The following is an 18105-nucleotide window of genomic DNA, read 5'->3' as shown; positions in this document are numbered from 1 at the left end:
CGCGCTGTAGCAGCGCGCGTCATCGTGCTGCTACGAAGCGGCGAGCGGCTTCGTCGCGGAGATCAGCACGTATTCGAGCCCGCGCTCGGGGTGCTTCCCCTCGAGCGTCACCTGCGCGCCCTTCAAGGTCAGCGCACGAGAGAACGCGGGCAACCGGCGCTTGATCTCGTCATCCTGGACGCGCTTCACGATGTAGCGCGAGAATGGCATGACGACATCGTCGTGGATGACCGTGATCTCCACGTCCTGGAATCCGATGCGGGTCATCATGTCCCGCAGGACGTGGCGACTATACATGTTCTCCTTGCAGATCTGCTGCAGCGACCGCACCATGAAGTGGGAGAGCTTCGTGGCCACCGTGGACGGGCCCTCGAAGGGGAATACGGTCATGTCCGCCATCGCGATGCGTCCTCCGGGGCGGAGGACACGGAACGCCTCCTCGAGGAAGCGCTCCCGTGTCTGGAAGTGGAACGCGCACTCGACCGCGAGCACCTTGTCGAACGACGCGGGCTCGAACCCCATCTCGGTCGCGGAGCCGACGCGCAAATCGATGCGATCCGAGAGGCCGCGCTCCGCGACGCGGCGGCGCGCGATGTCCACCTGCATCTCGGTCACGTTCAGCCCGACGATCTGCCGCGGCTCGAAATGCTTCATCCAGTACATGTCCTGGTCGCCGAACCCGAACCCGACATCGAGGACGCGATCCCCGCGCGAGACCCGCGCCGTCTCCGCGACGAGCTTGGCCATGGCCTCGCACGCGGCGTCCAGGGTATCCGGTGAATCTCTCCAGTAGCCGTAGTTGAGAAATAGACTCTTCTCGTTGAGGAGGTTGCCCGTCGACATGATCTCGTAGAGGATATGGGCGCGGTTCTTCGATGGAAGCACCAGCAGCGAGAGCAGACGAAACTGATTCTGGATCTGCGTCCGCCAGTCAGATTGGGTGCCTTGGCCCGGAAGGAATTCGGTCATTGTGCGCTCCTAATAGGGACTCTTGCTGATACGCCAACTGGGATGGTGCGTCAATGTTGTGATTGCGATCGAATGAAGATTTATTATTGATCGGCGCACGCGCGTTGCTTGTAGTGTGCCGTTAGAGGGCGAGTGGATGAAGCCATGATGGTGGATCCTCGGGCTCCTCGCCGTCCTCTTCTTGCCCGACTTCTTGCTCGACGGCTCGCGGCTCTGCAAGCGAATTTCGGAATTTCGGTGCTCACCGAATCCGACGAGCCCGTGGCCCCGGATCATCGATTCGTCGTCGCTCGCGGCGTCGTCGTTGATGAGGCCACGCGGCGCGCCGCGAGCGCCCATGTGCGGCGCAAAGGGCTCGCGGTCCTCGACCTCATCGCCGGCCGAGCTTCCTGAGGGGGTCGGTCACGTCTGCGCCGGCGAGCACAGAAGCGCTGAAGGAGATCGAAGCAACGTTCGAGAGATTCATAAACCTACGCTTGGTCATGTGGCCTCCTCGTGGTTGACGTGACCTGCGGGGCCATGGCGCGCTGCGAGGCGTCGCCGGCCTTCGTCGAAGCGTGGAGCTATCACCGCGCCGCCTCTCGGCGAGGCACGGCCCCGCGGTCCACATCCGTGTCTACGGATCGCCGACGGCTGACCACGGCGCAGGCAGGGCGGTGCTGCTCGCGATCGCGCGCGGGCTGGGGTGTAAGGAGCTCGAAGCGGATCTGGCCGACTTCAAGAGCCCGATCACGGTGCGCAGCGAGATGCGATGGCCGGAAGGCGCGGGATCGTCGCGCGAGCCGGACTTGCTCATCCTTTCCCAGCGGGCGCTCCTCTTGATCGAGAACAAGGTGTCCAGCGGCGAGGGCTCCAGGCAGTACGAGGAGTACCACGAGGCCTCGCTCCGCCGATCTGGGCGGACAAGGAGCTAGACTCACTGGTTGAGCCGATCGCCGAGTGGAGGCCGAAAGATCTCGGTGAGCTCGAGGGCTCGTCGTGCAGGTGTATCCGGGAGCGAGCCGCGGTGTGCCCGGCTCCTGTTGCGTGTGGCTCTGGCTCGATGCCGGCGCGACGAATCCTCGCGAACTAGGCGCCCTCTCTCTCCTCGACCCGCTGCGCGACGCTGCTGCGAGCCTGCCGGGCGAGGTGTACGATCCAGCGAAAGTTCCCCGCTGTGGAGCGCGCGAAGAACGCGCTCGAGCCCTGCGAGACCGCTACGCCGCCCGGCCATGGACGATCACGTCCTCGTCGGGGACAGGAGCAGACGACGCTCGGCCAGGGTCGGGGGGCGGAGTGCAGAGATCAAGCATGGATCTGAAGCCTCTGCCACGATCTCCAATGATGATGCAGTCGACCAGGGGAATGCTCATTAGATCAGCAGCCCTCTTTGTCGCCGTCGTGAGCTCGATGTCCTCAGGACTGGGCATCGGATCCCCAGCCGGGCGGTTGTTTTCTCGAAACGCCTCCTCGTACGGCGGCCTAAAGCGAGCTCTCCGGGCTCGCCCTGATCACGATCTCCTGAGCTCCACAGGCCGGACTGCCGGACCGAGTAGACGGCATCTTCTCTAACATACAGGGCGACCCGCGCCGCCGGTCGGATCCATGTCCTCGCTCTCGATCGTCAAGCCCTGGGTCATCCGCGCCAGGGTGGCCCCATGATCCTGGCGAGCGGCCGGCCCCATGACCCTGGCGAACTCATTTCAGGCCAACTCGCGACTGGCCCCATAAGGGTGAAAAAACGCCGCAAGCTGGTCCCATGTGCGTGGCGATCAACACTCTAGACGGCTTGCAATCTCCACGCCGATCGCTGATCTCACCCCGGCAAGCGCGATCTTCAACGCGTTGCTAACTGGGCGGCACAAGAAGTGATTCAGCGCTGACGCGGACTGACGCGCACCGCTGGCGGTCGAGGTTCTGAGACGGGACTCCGTCCGCGCGCGCCGCTCTTGGGAGATACAAATGAGCTTTAGACAGCTGAGCATGACGGATGTACGAGGCGTAATCCATCGCTGGCAGGAAGGGCAGAGCGCCCGGCAGATCGCACGCGCCGGCGTGGTCGATCGAAAAACGGCGCTCCGGTACATCGAGACAGCGCGCCGATGCGGGATCGAACGGCAGAGCGATATAAGCGACGAGCTCGTCGCCGAGGTCGCGCGGAAGGTGCAGGCGCGCCCGCACCCCCCGCCGTCATCGGCGTGGCAGACGCTCGAAGGCCGCCGCGCTCAAATCGAAGGGTGGCTCATGGGCCCAAAGCCGTTACAGCTGGTCCGCGTGCAGAAGCGATTGGCGCTCGAGGGCGTGCAGGTGACATACAGCACGCTGCGGCGGTTCGCGCACAGGGAGCTCGGCTGGCGCGAGCGGCCTTCAGGCGTGTCCGCGAGGGAGGCGCCCCCGGCCAGCGAGGCGCTCGCCCAGAGCACGGTCGGCGGTCGTGACGAACAGGAACATCCTGACGAGCTCTGACCGGGGATCCGCCGAAGAGCCGGAGGCGGAACTCGCACTGTCCGCCTCCGGCGAGGGGCCCGGGGGAGCCGCCCCCCGGGGCACCTCTCCGTCGATTCTCAGACGGCGGCGCAGGCTGGATGATGCGCGCGGTGGTGGGCAATCCTCGAAGCTCCAGGAGAGCGAAGAACCAATAGACATGCGCTTCTTCTTTCCTGGCCTGTCTCGCTGGCCCCATGACGCTGAGAGAGGGGCGGCCCCATCACTCTGAATATTGGCGTGCTGAGCGCGCACGGATTTGTGTTGACACGGCGGATATGCGCACGGGCGAGCTGGATACCTCGTGACTCGAGCGCTATCGTAGCTGCGGGCGAGGCCGCTTGACTCGACAAGCCGTTTGCCTTCCTATCCCCGGTAGGCTCCCGATACCCCATGAGCAAGCAAGCCATCCGTCGCGAAGGCGCTTCTGCCGTGAACCGCGCACCGACGACTGGGAGGCCGGTCCCAGAAGCGGCGCCGGCGGCCCCGTTCGCGGCTTACCCTGTGCTGCAGCTCCAGGCGAGGATCGGCAACCGCGCGACGCGGCACGTGATCCAGCGGCTGTCCGCCGGGCGAGCGCCTGCGGAGACCGAGCGCGACGTGCCCGCGTCGACGTCGGGCCGGCCGCTGCCGGAGGCGGTGCAGCAGAAGATGGAGGGTGCTTTCGGCGCCGGCTTCTCGGACGTGCGGGTACACCCGGGCTCGCCGCGCGCGACGGCGCTGGGGGCGGCGGCATACACCCAGGGGAGCGACATCCACGTGGCGCCGGGGCACTGGGCGCCGGAGACGACGCGGGGACAGGAACTGCTCGGGCACGAGCTCGCGCACGTGGTGCAGCAGCGGGCGGGGCGCGTGCGGGCGACGGCACAGATGAAGGGGGTGGCGCTCAATGATGACCCGGCACTGGAGGCCGAGGCCGACGCGATGGGGGCCAGGGCGGCGCGGGGGGAGGCCGGCGGGCCGTGGGTGTCTGCGGTGGTGGGGAGGACAGAGGGACACTCTTGGGATCGCTCTGCGCAGCCCAACCAGCCCCCGGGAGTTACCCCCCCAGCCGACGCGGCCGTCCAGCGGTTCCCGGTCAAAGCCACCTGGGGAAAGCCAAGCCGCTACTACGGGGGCACCAGGATGGAAGCGGAGGTCGGCGCGGAAAGCGAATGGAAATATGGGTCCAAGCCCAACGCGAACACCCCGACCATCATCAAGAAGGTCGGTAAGATCGTGGGCGGGAAGCCTCGGTACATCGCGGGGCACCTGCTCAACGACAACATGGGCGGGCTGGGCGAGAACCAGAACCTGACCGTGCTGAGCTCGGACGCCAACAAGAGGCACCGTGGCGTGGAAGGGAAAGTCAAGGCCCTCGCGCAGATTGCGGATCAGATCAGGCCAGGAAGCCGGCTGGGCGACTCCCGCTACCAGCACGGCGCAGAGTACACGGTCACCGTCCTGCCTCCCAGCCCGAGCGGGAGCGTTCCGTACGACCCGAGCGAGGAGAAGCTGGCTTCCGGGTTGGAGATCACCATCAAGCCCATCCGCAAGGACATCGCGGGCAACAACCACCCCTGGCCGGAGCAGCAGGGGGGCCCCAACGAGCTGACGAAGCACCGCGTAGACAACGTGCCGCCCTATCCGAGCGTGCCAAATGTGACGAAGGTGAGCCCCCTGGAGAAAGAGGTGATCGACGCGATCAAAGCCCTCGGGCCGACGCACCCTTTCAAGGACATCCTGAACTACATCAACAAAAATCGAGGCACCAGCACTCCTCAGCTCAAGCCCGGAGCGCTCAAGGTTGCGTTGAAACGGGCCATAAAGAACCGGCGTATCACTCGCAGCCGAGGCGGATTCAAGCTCGCGGTGTGACAGCATGCAACCAAGGGCGAAGTCGATGGACCGTGGACGATTCCTGCATCAACGTGAACCACTTCAATAGCGTCGAACCTGGAGACGAGGTGCGTTAGATGGCACAGAAGCAGACGGCAGCAGCCCGAGCAGCCACCGTTCGAAAGGCGGCGGTAGCGGCCGCCCCGGCGGCCCCGTCCCCGGTTCACCCGGTCTTGCAGCTCCAGGCGAAGATCGGCAACCGCGCGACGCGGCACCTGATCCAGCGGCTGTCCGACGGGCAAGCGGCGGCCGCCAAGGACCGATGGGCGGTGGATGAAGAGACCTGGAAGGGGCGCAGAAAAGGGCCGGACGGCGAGTACACCGAGTCCGAAGAGGACTTCATGGCGCGCCAGCTCAACGAGATTGACCCCGCGGTCATGTTCCAGACGATGTTCGCCGATCCCAAGGGGTCGGACAAGAGCATGAGCGCCAGTGCGAGGCAGAAGCTGGAGGCGTCCGCGGAGATGACGCTCGCGAAGCAGAAGTTCATGCGACGGCTTCACCTGACCATGGCGCTCGGCGGGGTGGATATGTCGACGCGGAACAACCCCGATCTGTCGAAGCCCGAGGGCCTGGTGACCGAATATCCGTGGCCGCTGGCGAGCGTCCTAGGTCACGGGCAGCGGCAACTCTTCGAGATCCAGGAGAAGAAGGGCCTGGGCGAGGCCTTCTATGACTACCTGGGGCGCGGACCTTCGCAGGATGGCCGCGACGTGCTGGACAAGAGCGCCTGGCGCGGGTTCGCCTCCCACGCGACGAAGGTCGGCGAGAGGCGCGCGGACGGGACGAGGCGCGTCGAGGAGCTGAAGCTCCCATTCCACGCGCAGATGGGTCTGCGCCGGCACAGGGGCGTGAACGTCCCGCTGGGGGGCATCGGGAACCGCAATGTGAAGGGGGACATCATCGGCCCCGGCGGCCACCCGATCGACCCCGCGACCGGAGAGTACCTCCGGAAGCGCCAGCTCGTGGCCATCCCCAGGAAGAATCAGCACGGCCACATCTACATGAACAAGCACGTGAGGGGCGACACGATGGCCCTGATGGTCGGCCTGGAAGGGTCGGCCCCCCTGACCGCGAACATGTACGGCACGGCGCATACGGCCTCGAGCGGCGCCGAGGATCAAACCACGAAGCTCTCGGCCACGGGCGGGCAGAAAGCGTCGAAGCTGTTCGGCGCGAAGGCGCCCGCAGAGTATGGCGGCAAGCGGACCGTCGTCGACGAGGAGCTGCTGACCAGCGTCAAGATGCTTGAGAGGCTCCTCGACTCGCTCCCGCGTGAGCAGCAGGAGAGTTTCTTCAAGGAGATCCTCGTCCTCCCCCCCAAGGAAGCGAAGAAGAAAGCGATAGAGCTCGTCCGGCGGGAGAGGTACTAGTACTACAGCCGTACTCCTCGACCGCGATTGCAGGCGAAGATCCATGATGACGCAGGGGCCTTCGACACTCAATCTTGGAATCTGTCTGTCATGAGCCTCATGGGGCCACTTGAGCCCCATTTATGCAGCCTCATGGGGCCAGCCGGTCGTCAGGATCATGGGCCAGCCGAAAAGTGACATGGCAGCGCCGCTTCTGCCGATCCCTCTATTGCGCCTCGCCCCCTACCCGGGTGAAGATGAGAGCCGCGGAGCGAGCCCAGAAGCTTGGAGCGAGCCGCCCCGCGTCCAACGACGACCGCCTCTTCTATGCTGGAGCCGCATCACGACATCGCAGAAGAGCCGGAAGGCGCCCCGGACCCAGCGGGCGATGCGCCCTTCGCGCGGTCGCTCGATCACCTCATGGCCGAGCTCGAGCGCGTCGATCGGATGGTGCGCCTCGGCGTCGCTCAGGCACGTCTCGTGGCAGAGGAGGATTCGCTCCCCGGCCTTACCATCTCCGAGGCCGAGATCGACGCGCTGCTCGAGCGGGCGCCGGGCGAGCCCCACTGGACGACCGGGCCCGAGGGGCCGGAGGTGATCGCGGTCAAAGAGGCGATCGAGTGGCAGGCCGCCGTGCTTTCGCGCCGCGCGGCGGAGAGCGGGAGGCGCGGCGTCCAACTTCGCCTCGTGGCGCTCGCCGAGCGGTTCGGGCTGACGCGCTTCGACCTGGATGTGCTCCTGCTCGCGCTCGCGCCCGAGATAGACCTTCGCTACGAGCGCCTCTTTGCGTATCTCAACGATGATATCACGCGCAAGCGCCCGACGGTGAACATCGGGCTCTCCCTGCTCGCTGCTTCGTTCGAGGAGCGCCTCGCCGCGCGACGCCATTTCGCGCCGCGCGCCCCGCTCGTGCGCCATGGTCTGCTCCGCGGCCTCGATGCCGCCGCCCGGCAAGGCTCGCTCCTGGCCGCCCCGCTCGAGGTGGAGGAGCGCATCATCTGGTATCTGCTCGGCAGCGAGGAGCTCGACCCGCGCCTCGGCCGCGCTGTGCGGCTCGTGCATCCTCAAGCGCGGCTCGAGGAGCTGCTCCTGCCCGAGGAGACCAAAGAGAGCCTGCTCCGGCTCGCCGCGTCGCATCGGGGGCAGACGTGGCCCGTGGTGACGCTGAAGGGGCCGGAGAGCGTGGGGAAGACGTCGCTCGTCGAGGCTCTTTGCGGGGAGATCGGCGTCCCCGTGCTCGTTGTGGATCTCGAGGCGCTCCTCGCCGAGGGAGACGCGCCCTTTCGCGCGGCGCTGCCGCTCGTCGCGCGCGAGGCGAGGCTGTGGAGCGCGGCGCTTTGCTGGGATGGATCCGGCGCGCTCGGCGCCGCGGACCGGAAGGCGCTCGAGCTCGCCGTGGCGGCGGCGATCGCCGAGCACGATGGGCCCGTGTTCCTCCTGGAGCGTGCGCCGTGGGCGCCTGCGGGCGCGCTGGGCGGGCGTCCGCTCCTTCGCCTGGAGATCCCCCGGCCTCGCATGGCCGAGCAGGCAGCGCTGTGGAACGCCGCGCTCCGCGCCGGCGACGCGCCGGCGATGGCCATCGACGTCGCAGCGCTGACGAGCCGCTTCCGCTTGACCGGCGGGCAGATCCACGGCGCTGTCGCCGCGGCGCGCGCCCTCTGTCTCACGCGTGGACAGGGCGCTGTCATGAGCACGGCCGATGTGCTCCAGGCGTGCCGGCTCCGGTACGGCGGCAAGCAGAGCTTCCTCGCGCGCAAGGTGCCGCTCGTGCATCGGTGGGACGACGTTGTCCTCCGCGAGGATCGGCGGGAGCTCCTCCGCGCCATCTGCCGGTTCATGCAGCAGAGAAACCAGGTTTTTGTCGCGTGGGGCTTCGATGACAAGCTCTCGCTGGGCAAGGGGCTCTCGGCCCTCTTCTCGGGCCCGCCGGGGACGGGCAAGACCATGGCCGCGGCGGTGATCGCGAGCGAGCTCGAACTCGACCTCTACCAGATCGATCTGTCGCAGGTGGTGAGCAAGTACATCGGCGAGACGGAGAAGCACCTCGGCGAGCTGTTCGACGAGGCCGAGGCCACGAGCGCGATCCTGTTCTTCGACGAAGCCGACGCGCTCTTCGGCAAGCGGACGGAGGTGCGGGACGCGCACGACCGCTATGCGAACGTCGAGACGAGCTATCTGCTCCAGCGCATCGACGCGCACGAGGGGGTGGTGATCCTGGCGACCAACCTCTTGAAGAACATGGATGAGGCCTTCATGCGGCGGCTGTCCTTCATCGTCGACTTCCCGTTCCCGAGCCCCAAAGAACGCGCGGCCATCTGGAAGAGGGCTTTCCCTGCCGAGACGCCGCTCGATCCCGACGTCGACTTCGAGCGTCTCGGCGCCCGGCTGGAGCTCGCCGGGGGCTCGATCCGGAACGTGGCGCTCGCCGCAGCGATGCTCGCGGCGGAGCAAGCAGCGGCGGTGGGGATGTGGCACCTCTTCCGGGCGGCGCGGCTCGAATTCCAGAAGATGGGCAAGGTGGTGAAGGACGAGACTTTCGGTTAGGTCACAGCCCACAGCCGGTGAAGATCGATCGGCCGGCCATGAAGCGCGGTCGAGCGCGCACGAGGGAGCGGTTTACCATGAGTGATCCCGCAGGATGGGTGCTCCGCCAGGTGAGCGAGAGCCTGGGCACGCTGATCCGCGAGAACGTATTTCTCAACGATCCTCCGGGCCCGGCGTCTCCGGTTGATGACGATCACGATTCGCTCTACCACGGCCGCCGACCTGGAGACCTGGAGGACGTGGACAGGGTGGAGGTCAAGTATCACTCTCCCTCGGACGAGCCTGATTCAGGGCAGGGGCGTTCTCCGCTTATCCTGGTCTATCTGTATCGGGTAGCCAACAATCCCTACCTGATCAACGAGCCCCCGTCGATCGTGAGAACGGGGACCGGCTTCGTGCGTCGCGCGGCGCCGCTCGCCGTCGATCTCTCCTACATGATGATCCCGTACGCCCAGAACGCGGAGAACGAGCTCCTGCTCGTGAGCAAGCTCAAGCGGCTGTTCTCCGACTGCCCCGTGCTCGAGGACAAGAGCCCGAACGGCGTGCTGTTCGTTACAGGCAACGAACGGTTGCCCGTCCTGTCGGACGGGCCGAGCATGGAGCAGATCCATCAAATCTGGGCGGGTTTTCCGAACAAACCCTACCGACTTTCGCTCTTCTATACGGTGACGCCCGTGCGCATCCCGCGCGCCGCCACGGAGCAGGGAGCCCTCGTCCGCAAGGTCCAGTCCACCTTCCACGTGAACTCGCCCACCGAGGGGAGCCCGCCCTCCCCGGAAGAGTGGGTGATCGACACAGATCCCCGATCGCCGGGGTGATCCCATGAGGTTGACGAGATCACCGTTCCACAAGGCACTGCTGGTCCCATGAGGGTGACAAAACGATCGCCTGGCGGATAGACCCGGCCCCATGATTGTGACGAAAGATCGGATCGGGCATCCTCAGACCGCGTTGACAACTCCGGCAAAGGAAACCTAATGTCCAGGCTCTCTTCGGGGGGGGTAGCCGAGATCAGCTGGCGGACTCCGCCCTCGCGACCTTGTCTTCCCAGCATCTCCCTCTCCTCAAAGAGAGGTGGAGGGAGATGCCCTCGAAGGCGGCCTCCACCGTTCCCTCCGTGGGGAAGAGTCCATGGGGAAGAGGCCGATGTCTGTCGCGATGCGGTGTGTGTCGAAGAGGATCTGGCAACCTCCTTCGTCCGAATCGTCTCTGGAAAGGTTGAACCCGTGTCCAACTACTTGTATCCGGGCGTCTACATCGAAGAAATCCGGGGACCACAGCAGATCTCTGGCGTCGGCACCAGCACCACCGCCTTCGTGGGATGGACAGAAAAAGGGCCGGACGAGCCCACGCTGATCGATAGCTGGAACGCTTTCCTGGCGAAATTCGGGAACTTCACGTGGGGCTATAACGTCCCGTTTGCGGTGTACAATTTCTTCGCCGAGGGCGGCGCGTACGCGTACGTCGTGAGCGCGAAGGCGAGCGATGGCCTCGCCGCGGCGACGGTCGTGCATGCGCCTCTCCAGTTCACGGCGTCGTCACCGGGCCTGTGGGGCAACGATCTCGCCATCGCGATCGAAAACTACCCTTGGGAGGACACTCCCAGCACGACCCTCACGCCCACCTTCGGCGTCCGCGTCCTCTACTCCGCCGCAAAGGTGGACCAAGACGACAGCAAGAAGACTGTCCTCGAGCGTCTCATCACTCGCTACATCAAGAACAACAACCTCGATTCTGCCAAGATCACCCGCACTGTCGATTATTACGTCATTGAAGAGTTCCCTGGGCTGACCATCAAGGATCTCAAGAAGGGAGCGAACGGGCAGCCTAGCTCGCTGGAGGCCAAGATCAACGGCCAATCGCTCTTCATCCGTGTCACGGTCAACGCCGAGACGCCACCGGCGCCGACCGCCCTCGCCCCGGCGTTGCTCGTGACGGGCGCTGACTCCACGTCGGGCACTCCGGTCGACTACCAAGACGCGCTCGCCAGGCTCGATCCGATCACCGACGCAAGCCTCCTCGTGATGCCCGACACGGGCATGTTGGACGATCTCAAGACGCAGCAAGCGACGATTCAGCAGGGCATAAACTACTGCGAAGGTCGGACTCCTTGCGACATGTTCATGATCGCAGACGCCCCTTTCTGGCTGGACCCGCCGACGCTCAGGTCGTTCAAGAGAGGCGAACCGATAACTCCCCCGGGAGCGACCGCAGCCATCGACCTGGAGAACGCGCTCAACTCGGACCGCGGCGCGATCTACTATCCATGGATCGATTTCTTCAATACGTCGACGGCGCGCAGCATCACGATCCCTCCCGCCGGGGCCATCGCAGGGACCTATGCCGAGACCGATAGCCGCGTCGGCGTGTTCAAGGCTCCGGCGGGTATCCGCGACGGCAAGCTGTCGTCGGCGGTGAGCCTCACGGCGCTCGTCACGGAGAAGGCTCAAGGTATCCTCAACCCGGATGGCATCAACGCCATACGGAGCCTGCCGACCTACGGCATCGTGACGTACGGCGCGCGCACCTTGTCGACGGACCCGAGCCTCGTCTACATCAGCGTACGCAGGCTGCTGACGTACATCGAGATGTCGCTCTACCGGGGCCTGCAATGGGTCGTGTTCGAGCCGAACGATCAGAAGCTCTGGGGCACGGTCCGTCGCGACGTGACCGTGTTTCTGACCCAGGTGTGGACGGCAGGAGGCCTCTTCGGCGCCAAGGACTCGGACGCGTTCGAGGTGAAGGTGGACGCGTCGAACAACCCTCCGGCGACGAGGAACCAGGGGCTCCTCTACATCGACATCAAGGTGGCCCCCGTGCGACCTGCGGAGTTTGTCGTGCTCCGCATTCAACAGCAGACGCTACCATCGGCTTGATCGAGCCTGATGTGGAGCCCTCCGGGGCCGGGCATCAAGAGAGGCTATAGTTATCATGGCGGAGAGAACGGACCCTTACAGGAACTATCGGTTCCGCGTCGAGATCGCGAGCATTCAGGTCGCCGCCTTCGCAAGCGCGACGATCCCGGACGAGTCGTCGGACCCGATCGAGTACCGCGAGGGCACCGATCCCTTCACGCGCAAGCTCTCCGGGTATCCCAAGGTGGGGTCGCTCACTCTCAAGCGCGGCATCACGACGTCGATGGAGCTTTACGAGTGGTGGCAGATCATCCGCCAGACCGGCACCGGCGTGCCGAACGCTCGGAGGAATATATCGATCATCCTCGTCGATGACGCCGGCAACGACGCCGCGCGCTGGGACCTGGTCGGGGCCTGGCCGTCGAAGTACCAGGCGGGCGATCTCGACGGCAAGGGGAGCGACGTCCTCATCGAGACGCTCGAGGTGGCGGTGGAGACCATCAAGCGCACGCAATGACAGCGCCAGAGAGAGGAGGTCGAAATGACCGCGCTAATCACCGAATTCCCATTTATTTTGAAGCTCGGCTACGCTGACGACAATGGCGATCTTCACAAGGAAGGCACCATGCGCCTCGCGACCGCGGCCGATGAGATCCTGCCGCTGCGCGACAGCCGCGTTCAGCAGAACCAGAGCTACCTCTCCATCATCCTCCTCTCGCGCGTCGTGACGCGGCTCGGCACGCTGCCCACCGTCACGCCCAAGGTCATCGAGGGCCTGTTCGCGGCGGACTTCGCCGCTCTCCAGGAGATGTACAACCGCATCAACGAGCGGGGGCGAAACGCAGTCGAGGTGCTCTGTCCGAAATGCAACCATGCGTTCGAGCTCGAGGTGGACACGTCCCGGGACCAATGAAGGGCTATCCCCTCGATGCGATGCACGAGGAGATAGCCTTTCTCGCGTACTATTTTCACTGGGAGTATGACTCGCTGCTCAGGCTCGAGCACCGCGAGCGCAGGCGGTGGTGCGAAGAGGCGAGCAAGATCAACCGGGAGATCATGGGTTCCGAAAAGAAGGAGCGGTCGCTGCTCGACTTCTGATCGCGAGGCGAACGGACGGCCTTCGGTCCTGGGTGTAACCGTGGCGTGAGGGAGGCGGTATGGCGAACGGCGGCAGGGGCTCGTCGTCAGGCGGACGCGCGGCTCGGAAGGATCCGTACCTGGGCTTCAACTTTCAGGTCGAGATCGGGTCGCTGATCGTGGGCGGGTTCAGCAGCATCAGCGGCTTGCGGATCCAAACGGCGGTCGAGTCGCGCCGCGAGGGCGGCGTCAACACGCATGAGCACCGGCTGCCCGGCCCCACGTCGTACACGGATCTCGTCCTTCGGCGCGGGATGTCCGAGTTGGACAATCTATGGAGCTGGTACCAGCAGGTCATCGCCGGGAAGTTCAGCCGCTACGACGGGACCGTCCATCTCATGGACCGGACCGGTGCATTCCTCAAGCAATGGCACTTCCGTAGCGCCTACCCGATCGCTTGGGAAGGTCCCGAGTTCGACACAGCCTCGAACCAGGTGCTGTTCCAGTCGCTGACGCTGGCGCACGACGGGATCTTCGAGGCATAGGGGCCTGATCGATGCTGCATCGGGTTCAGCGCGAGCAGGTCAATCGTCCAGCGTGGCCGAGCGCGGCTCGGGCCGCCATGCGCTCATCGCGCGAGATCCGCGAGCGGTACGGGCGAGGCGAGCCGCTCGGACGTCGTCCGCTCGGCCTGACCCACGTTGCCGTCGGGGCATCCACGGTCATCCAGCCGGTGTGGCTCACGCTCAAGCTTGCGGTGTTTCAGGCGCTCGGCGCCGCGCTCCGCGCGAGCGCCCGCCGGAGCTCGCCCGGAGCGCGGGCCGAGCGATACGAGCGAGCCGCGCTGCGGCGGCGGACGATGGACGAGGTCGGCCCGCAGGTGGGGCGGCTCGGGCGGCGGTTGCGGCCAGCGATCGGTGCCTCGCACGCGCGCCCTCGGGTCGCCGCCACGGGTGGCCGAGCCGGGGTGACCCACCACGATGCCCGCAGCGTGGGCGACGGTGCCCGCAGCGTGAGCGACGGTGCCCGCAGCGTGGTCGACGGTGCCCGCAGCGTGGGCGCTGCGCTCGCGGTGAGCCTACAGCGCGCCGTGGCGACCGTGCTGCGCTCCACCCTCGCGGCGCGAACGTGGCGCTCCCCGGAGCCCCGGCGCGTGCGAGCCTCTGCGGCCCTTCTGCGCCGGACCGTCGCACGCCTGCTGCTCACGCGCTTGCCACTCCTCGGCTCGTCGCCCCCAGGCGTGCTGCTCGTGCGAAAGCCCCTCGACGAGGGGCGCGTTTCAGAGCACGCGCGACCGGAGATGCGCGGCGCGCGTTCGTGGCATGTACCCGCTGTCTCCCCGCTGGCGCCGCGCCGGTATGGCACCCGTCAGGCGTGGCGAACGTTGGCAGCGCCTCTCCGGCTGTTGCTCTCGATCGTCACGGAGCAAGCCACGCGGACAGCGCCTTCTGACACGCCACGCCGCTTGGCGACGGCGCTGTTCGCCTTGCCGTTTCAGCTCGTCGTTCGCCCTCCCTCCGTGATGCTCCCCCGAGCTCGAAGCGTGCCCGCGACCTACCCGAGACAGGGCGTCATCAGGCGCGAGAGCACGGCGTCTCTCATGCTCTTCCCTGGCGCCCCAGACGCAGCCCCCGTCCGCTCGGCGCCGAAGAGCGCAGCTCCTCACGCTGTTGCCGTGCGCCGGCGCGCGAGGGAGGGGGAGCGAGGGGCGCGGGGTTCCCGGCTATCTCGAACCGGAGAGGCGCTTCGGGGATACCGGACGAGCGCCGCCCATCCAGCGTTCGGGCGCACGACGGGCGGCGGCTTCGCGGCGGCGTTGCGCGCGGGCCGAGCCTTGTTTCCCTGGCGCGAAGCTGGGAACCCCAGCATCCGCTTCGCGGCCGCTGGAGCGGCGCCCGGGCGCAGCGCGGCCGGCGCTGGAGCGGCGCCCGGGCGCAGCGCGGCCGGCGCTGGAGCGGCGCCCGGGCGCAGCGCGGCCGGCGCTGGAGCGGCGCTCGGGCGCAGCGCGGCCGGCGCTGGAGCGGCGCTCGGGCGCCTCAGCCAGCATGTCTCTCGGCATCGGCCGGCGGCGGTGCGCGTTGCCTCCACGACCACACTCTCGCTCCCGGGCCCTTCGAACGGCAGTCTCGGCGGCACGGGGCAAACACTGCGAACGTTGGCTGCACCCTTCCGGCCTCTGTCCTTGACGACCACCCATGTAGCCGCGCCGGCAGCCGACGCCCACGCGTCGCACCGACCGACGGCAGCGCTCCGCGCGCCTGCCGATCGCGTACTCACCCATCCTTCGCAGCTCCTGCAGGTTGGTCCTTTGCCCTCGCTCGATCACCGGGGGGCTCCCGCGGCTGCCCGCCCGACCGAGAGCGCGCCCGCCGCTGCGCGCGCCCGCTCAGCGCTCTCTCTTCCGCACATGCAGGCCGAGCTCGAAGGCGCGCGGGCGCCTCGACCGGCTGCCTCGAGAGCGCCACGGCTCGCCGACCAGCCCTCGCAGGCGGAGCTGCGAAGGCTCGTCGATCGTCTGATGGCGGAGATGGACAAGCGGATTCGCCACCGCGAGGAGCGGACGGGGCTGCGATGACCCTGAGCAAAGCGATCATCAAGAATATCGATACGGGCGAGCAGATCGAGGTGATGTACAACCCGGATCAATACACGAGCTCGTCCCAGATCCTGTACTCGGGGAGGGCCGGAACGTTGCAGTTCGACCGCCTGGAGCGGCTGCCGTTCACCGTGAAGCTCTTTTTTGATACGTACGAAAAGGGCACCGACGTGCGCGCGTTGATCAAACCCATCGCCGCGCTCCAGAGGCCGACGGTCGGTGAGGGGGAAAAGCGCCGGCCGCCCCTCTGCCTCTTTAGCTGGGGAGGTTTTTCTTACCAGGGGATCGTCAGCCAGCTCGACCAGCACTTCACCATGTTCCTCTCGACCGGCACCCCGGTCCGCGCCGATCTCACGGTCACATTTCAGGAGCAGCTCCTGCCGAGCGAGGTGGAGAAGGACGCCGGCCTCGATAACTGCCCAAAGCTCCACCTGGTCAAGGTGGGAGAGCGGCTCGACGCCATCGCGGCCCGGGAGCTCGGGGACGCCAGCGCATGGCTCTGGATCGCCAGGGCCAACAACATCGATGATCCGCTGCGCTTCCCGATGCCGGAGCAGATCGGGACGCTCCTCGCGATCCCTGACGCGGCCGATCTACCGAAGAGCGACGCACTCTCTCAGGGCGGCAACGCTGCCGGAGCGGATCGGTAATGGGCGTCGTCTCGGTCACCGTTGCGGGCAAGCCGCTCCCGGACAGCATGAGCGCCGCGCTCGCCCGCGCCGAGGTCGATCAGGAGTTGAACCTCCCCTCGACGTGCGCCGTCGAGGTCGGCAGCGTCGACTTCGAGCGCTCTGTTTTTCAGGGGATCGATCTGACCTCCGCCCGCATCGGCGACCCTGTCGTGGTGAGCTTCGGCATGGAGAGCACGAAGCCCATCTTCGAAGGCCGCCTCGGCGCGCTGGAGATGGTCTTCGGCGACGAGTGCGCCGTCGAGCTCCAGGGCCATGACGCGCTCTACCGCCTCCAGTTCGGGACCACGACGCGCACGTTCGAGAGATCGAGCGACACCCAGATCGCGACCCGCATCGCCCGCGACAACGGGCTCGACATTCGCGCCGACGACAGCGGCGTCACCTACCCGTACGTGATCCAGGCCGATCAGAGTGATTTCGCGTTCCTCTCCGCGCGCGCGGCCCGGATCCATTTCGAGCTCTTTGTGACAGGGCGCACGCTCTACTTTCGCCGGAGCATCGCGGGCCAGTCGCCGACGACGAAGCTGCGCCTCGGCCTGGATCTCACGACGCTGACCGTGCGAGCTCGGGCGCTCAAGCAAGGGTCGCGCGTGACGCGCGTGGGCTGGGATCCGAAGAAGAAGCAGTCCATCGTCGCGACCGTGAGCTCCGGCCCCGCGTCGCTCCGCATGGGCGGCCAGAAGACGGGCTACGAGCTGTCCGCCGCCTACGCGGCCTCACCCGTGTCGGCGATGGACCCGGAGATCCTCGACCAGAAGAGCGCGCGCGCCATCGCCGAGGCGACGTACGAGGCCGACATCGAGGGGTTCATCGAGGTCGAGGCGTCCGCGACCGGAAACCCCGCGCTCCGGCCCGGGGTGAACGTCGAGATCGAGGGCATCGGCGACCGCTTCAGCGGCCTCTATTACGTGACCGCGGCAAAGCACATCTATACGCAGCAGGATGGCTATACGACCAACATCTCGCTGCGGAGGACCGGCGTATGAGCGCGTGGCAGGGGAGCAATGCGCACCATGAGCGATCCATGACCGGCGTGATCGTCGGGATCGTCGAGGAGACGACGGGCGACCCGGAGAGGCTCGGGCGCATCAAGGTGCAATACCCGCTGTTTGGCGCCACGATCACGTCGAACTGGTGTCGCGTCGCATCCTTCTTCGCCGGCAAGGACGTCGGTGCGTATTTTCTTCCCGCGAAGGGCGACGAGGTGCTGGTCATCTTCGAGGCGGGCAACTTGAACGTGCCTTATGTGATCGGCTCGCTGTGGAACGGGCAGGATCGCCCTCCCGTCGCCGGCGAGCAGAAGCAGCAGGACGTGCGCATGATCAAGACGCGGAGCGGCAGCCAGATCTGCATCGACGACACGCCCGGCGCCGAGAGGATCGAGGTGACCGACAAGAGCGGTGGCAAGATCGTCCTCGATTGCAAGCCTGGCGCCGAGAAGATCGAGGTGATCGACAAGAGCGGCGACAAGGTCGTCCTCGACGCCGTGAAGAGGAGCGTCACCATCGCCGCGGGCGGGGACATCGACGTGTCCGCTGGGCCGGGGAAGATCACGCTGAAGGCCACGCAGATCGAGCTATCAGCGACGGCGGCGGTGAAGATCTCGGCGCAGGCTCAGGTGGAAGTCTCGTCGACGGGCGATGTCGCCGTGAAGGGCGCGCTCATCCGGCTCAACTGAG

16 protein-coding genes and 1 pseudogene are annotated in these 18105 nt (G+C 66.5%); 15 read left to right on the top strand and 2 right to left on the bottom strand.

Annotated elements, in window-relative coordinates; all coding sequences use genetic code 11:
• Positions 1-30 precede the first annotated feature (30 nt).
• Positions 31-969 carry an SAM-dependent methyltransferase gene (locus WMF29_RS22460; protein ID WP_437330794.1) on the bottom strand — a complete coding sequence of 313 codons (939 nt, stop codon included), beginning with the start codon at positions 967-969 and terminating at the stop codon, positions 31-33.
• Positions 970-1113: 144 nt separating this feature from the next.
• Here WMF29_RS22460 and WMF29_RS22455 point away from each other — a divergent pair, with 144 nt between their 5' ends.
• Together WMF29_RS22455 and WMF29_RS22450 are read left to right on the top strand one after the other, a co-directional pair.
• Positions 1114-1362 carry a hypothetical protein gene (locus WMF29_RS22455; RefSeq protein ID WP_437330793.1) on the top strand — a complete coding sequence of 83 codons (249 nt, stop codon included), beginning with the start codon at positions 1114-1116 and terminating at the stop codon, positions 1360-1362.
• 164 nt (positions 1363-1526) lie between these two features.
• On the top strand, positions 1527-1883 hold the full coding sequence (locus WMF29_RS22450; protein ID WP_437330792.1) for a hypothetical protein: 357 nt from the start codon (positions 1527-1529) through the stop codon (positions 1881-1883).
• Between the two features lie 282 nt (positions 1884-2165).
• Here WMF29_RS22450 and WMF29_RS22445 read toward each other — a convergent pair.
• Positions 2166-2387, bottom strand: a pseudogene (locus WMF29_RS22445) (JAB domain-containing protein); the annotation flags it as partial.
• Positions 2388-2931: 544 nt separating this feature from the next.
• Here WMF29_RS22445 and WMF29_RS22440 point away from each other — a divergent pair.
• The 13 genes from WMF29_RS22440 (at position 2932) to WMF29_RS22380 (ending at position 18104) form a co-directional block, all read left to right on the top strand.
• Entirely contained in the window at positions 2932-3414 is a 483-nt protein-coding gene (locus tag WMF29_RS22440; protein ID WP_437330791.1) for a hypothetical protein, read from the top strand.
• Between the two features lie 411 nt (positions 3415-3825).
• The gene (locus tag WMF29_RS22435) at positions 3826-5289 is read left to right on the top strand and encodes an eCIS core domain-containing protein (RefSeq protein WP_437330790.1); all 1464 of its coding nucleotides are present in this window, start codon (positions 3826-3828) and stop codon (positions 5287-5289) included.
• 98 nt (positions 5290-5387) lie between these two features.
• Positions 5388-6683: a hypothetical protein gene (locus WMF29_RS22430; protein WP_437330789.1), complete on the top strand. Its 1296-nt coding sequence runs from the start codon at positions 5388-5390 to the stop codon at positions 6681-6683.
• 306 nt (positions 6684-6989) lie between these two features.
• Positions 6990-9206 carry an AAA family ATPase gene (locus WMF29_RS22425; RefSeq protein WP_437330788.1) on the top strand — a complete coding sequence of 739 codons (2217 nt, stop codon included), beginning with the start codon at positions 6990-6992 and terminating at the stop codon, positions 9204-9206.
• A 77-nt stretch (positions 9207-9283) separates the two neighbouring features.
• Positions 9284-10024 carry a DUF4255 domain-containing protein gene (locus tag WMF29_RS22420; RefSeq protein ID WP_437330787.1) on the top strand — a complete coding sequence of 247 codons (741 nt, stop codon included), beginning with the start codon at positions 9284-9286 and terminating at the stop codon, positions 10022-10024.
• A gap of 408 nt (positions 10025-10432) precedes the next feature.
• A complete protein-coding gene (locus WMF29_RS22415) occupies positions 10433-12082 on the top strand; it encodes a phage tail sheath family protein (RefSeq protein WP_437330786.1) in 1650 nt (549 codons plus the stop codon).
• A 55-nt stretch (positions 12083-12137) separates the two neighbouring features.
• Complete coding sequence (locus tag WMF29_RS22410; RefSeq protein ID WP_437330785.1) at positions 12138-12578, top strand: phage tail protein; 441 nt, start codon at positions 12138-12140, stop codon at positions 12576-12578.
• Positions 12579-12602: 24 nt separating this feature from the next.
• Positions 12603-12974 carry a phage tail assembly protein gene (locus WMF29_RS22405; protein WP_437330784.1) on the top strand — a complete coding sequence of 124 codons (372 nt, stop codon included), beginning with the start codon at positions 12603-12605 and terminating at the stop codon, positions 12972-12974.
• Positions 12971-13159 carry a DUF6760 family protein gene (locus tag WMF29_RS22400; RefSeq protein ID WP_437330783.1) on the top strand — a complete coding sequence of 63 codons (189 nt, stop codon included), beginning with the start codon at positions 12971-12973 and terminating at the stop codon, positions 13157-13159. Before WMF29_RS22405 ends, WMF29_RS22400 begins: the two co-directional genes overlap by 4 nt.
• Before the next feature lie 59 nt (positions 13160-13218).
• On the top strand, positions 13219-13683 hold the full coding sequence (locus tag WMF29_RS22395) for a phage tail protein (RefSeq protein ID WP_437330782.1): 465 nt from the start codon (positions 13219-13221) through the stop codon (positions 13681-13683).
• Between the two features lie 2026 nt (positions 13684-15709).
• Complete coding sequence (locus WMF29_RS22390) at positions 15710-16384, top strand: CIS tube protein (protein ID WP_437330781.1); 675 nt, start codon at positions 15710-15712, stop codon at positions 16382-16384.
• Entirely contained in the window at positions 16384-17412 is a 1029-nt protein-coding gene (locus tag WMF29_RS22385) for a phage late control D family protein (protein ID WP_437330780.1), read from the top strand. Before WMF29_RS22390 ends, WMF29_RS22385 begins: the two co-directional genes overlap by 1 nt.
• A complete protein-coding gene (locus tag WMF29_RS22380) occupies positions 17409-18104 on the top strand; it encodes a phage baseplate assembly protein V (RefSeq protein ID WP_437330779.1) in 696 nt (231 codons plus the stop codon). The genes WMF29_RS22385 and WMF29_RS22380 overlap by 4 nt, the downstream gene beginning before the upstream one ends.
• The last annotated feature ends 1 nt before the right edge of the window (position 18105 follow it).

This window comes from Sorangium sp. So ce381 (genome assembly GCF_051473845.1).
Lineage (GTDB): Bacteria > Myxococcota_A > Polyangia > Polyangiales > Polyangiaceae > Sorangium > Sorangium atrum.
This window is presented reverse-complemented; position numbering and strand designations above follow the sequence as displayed.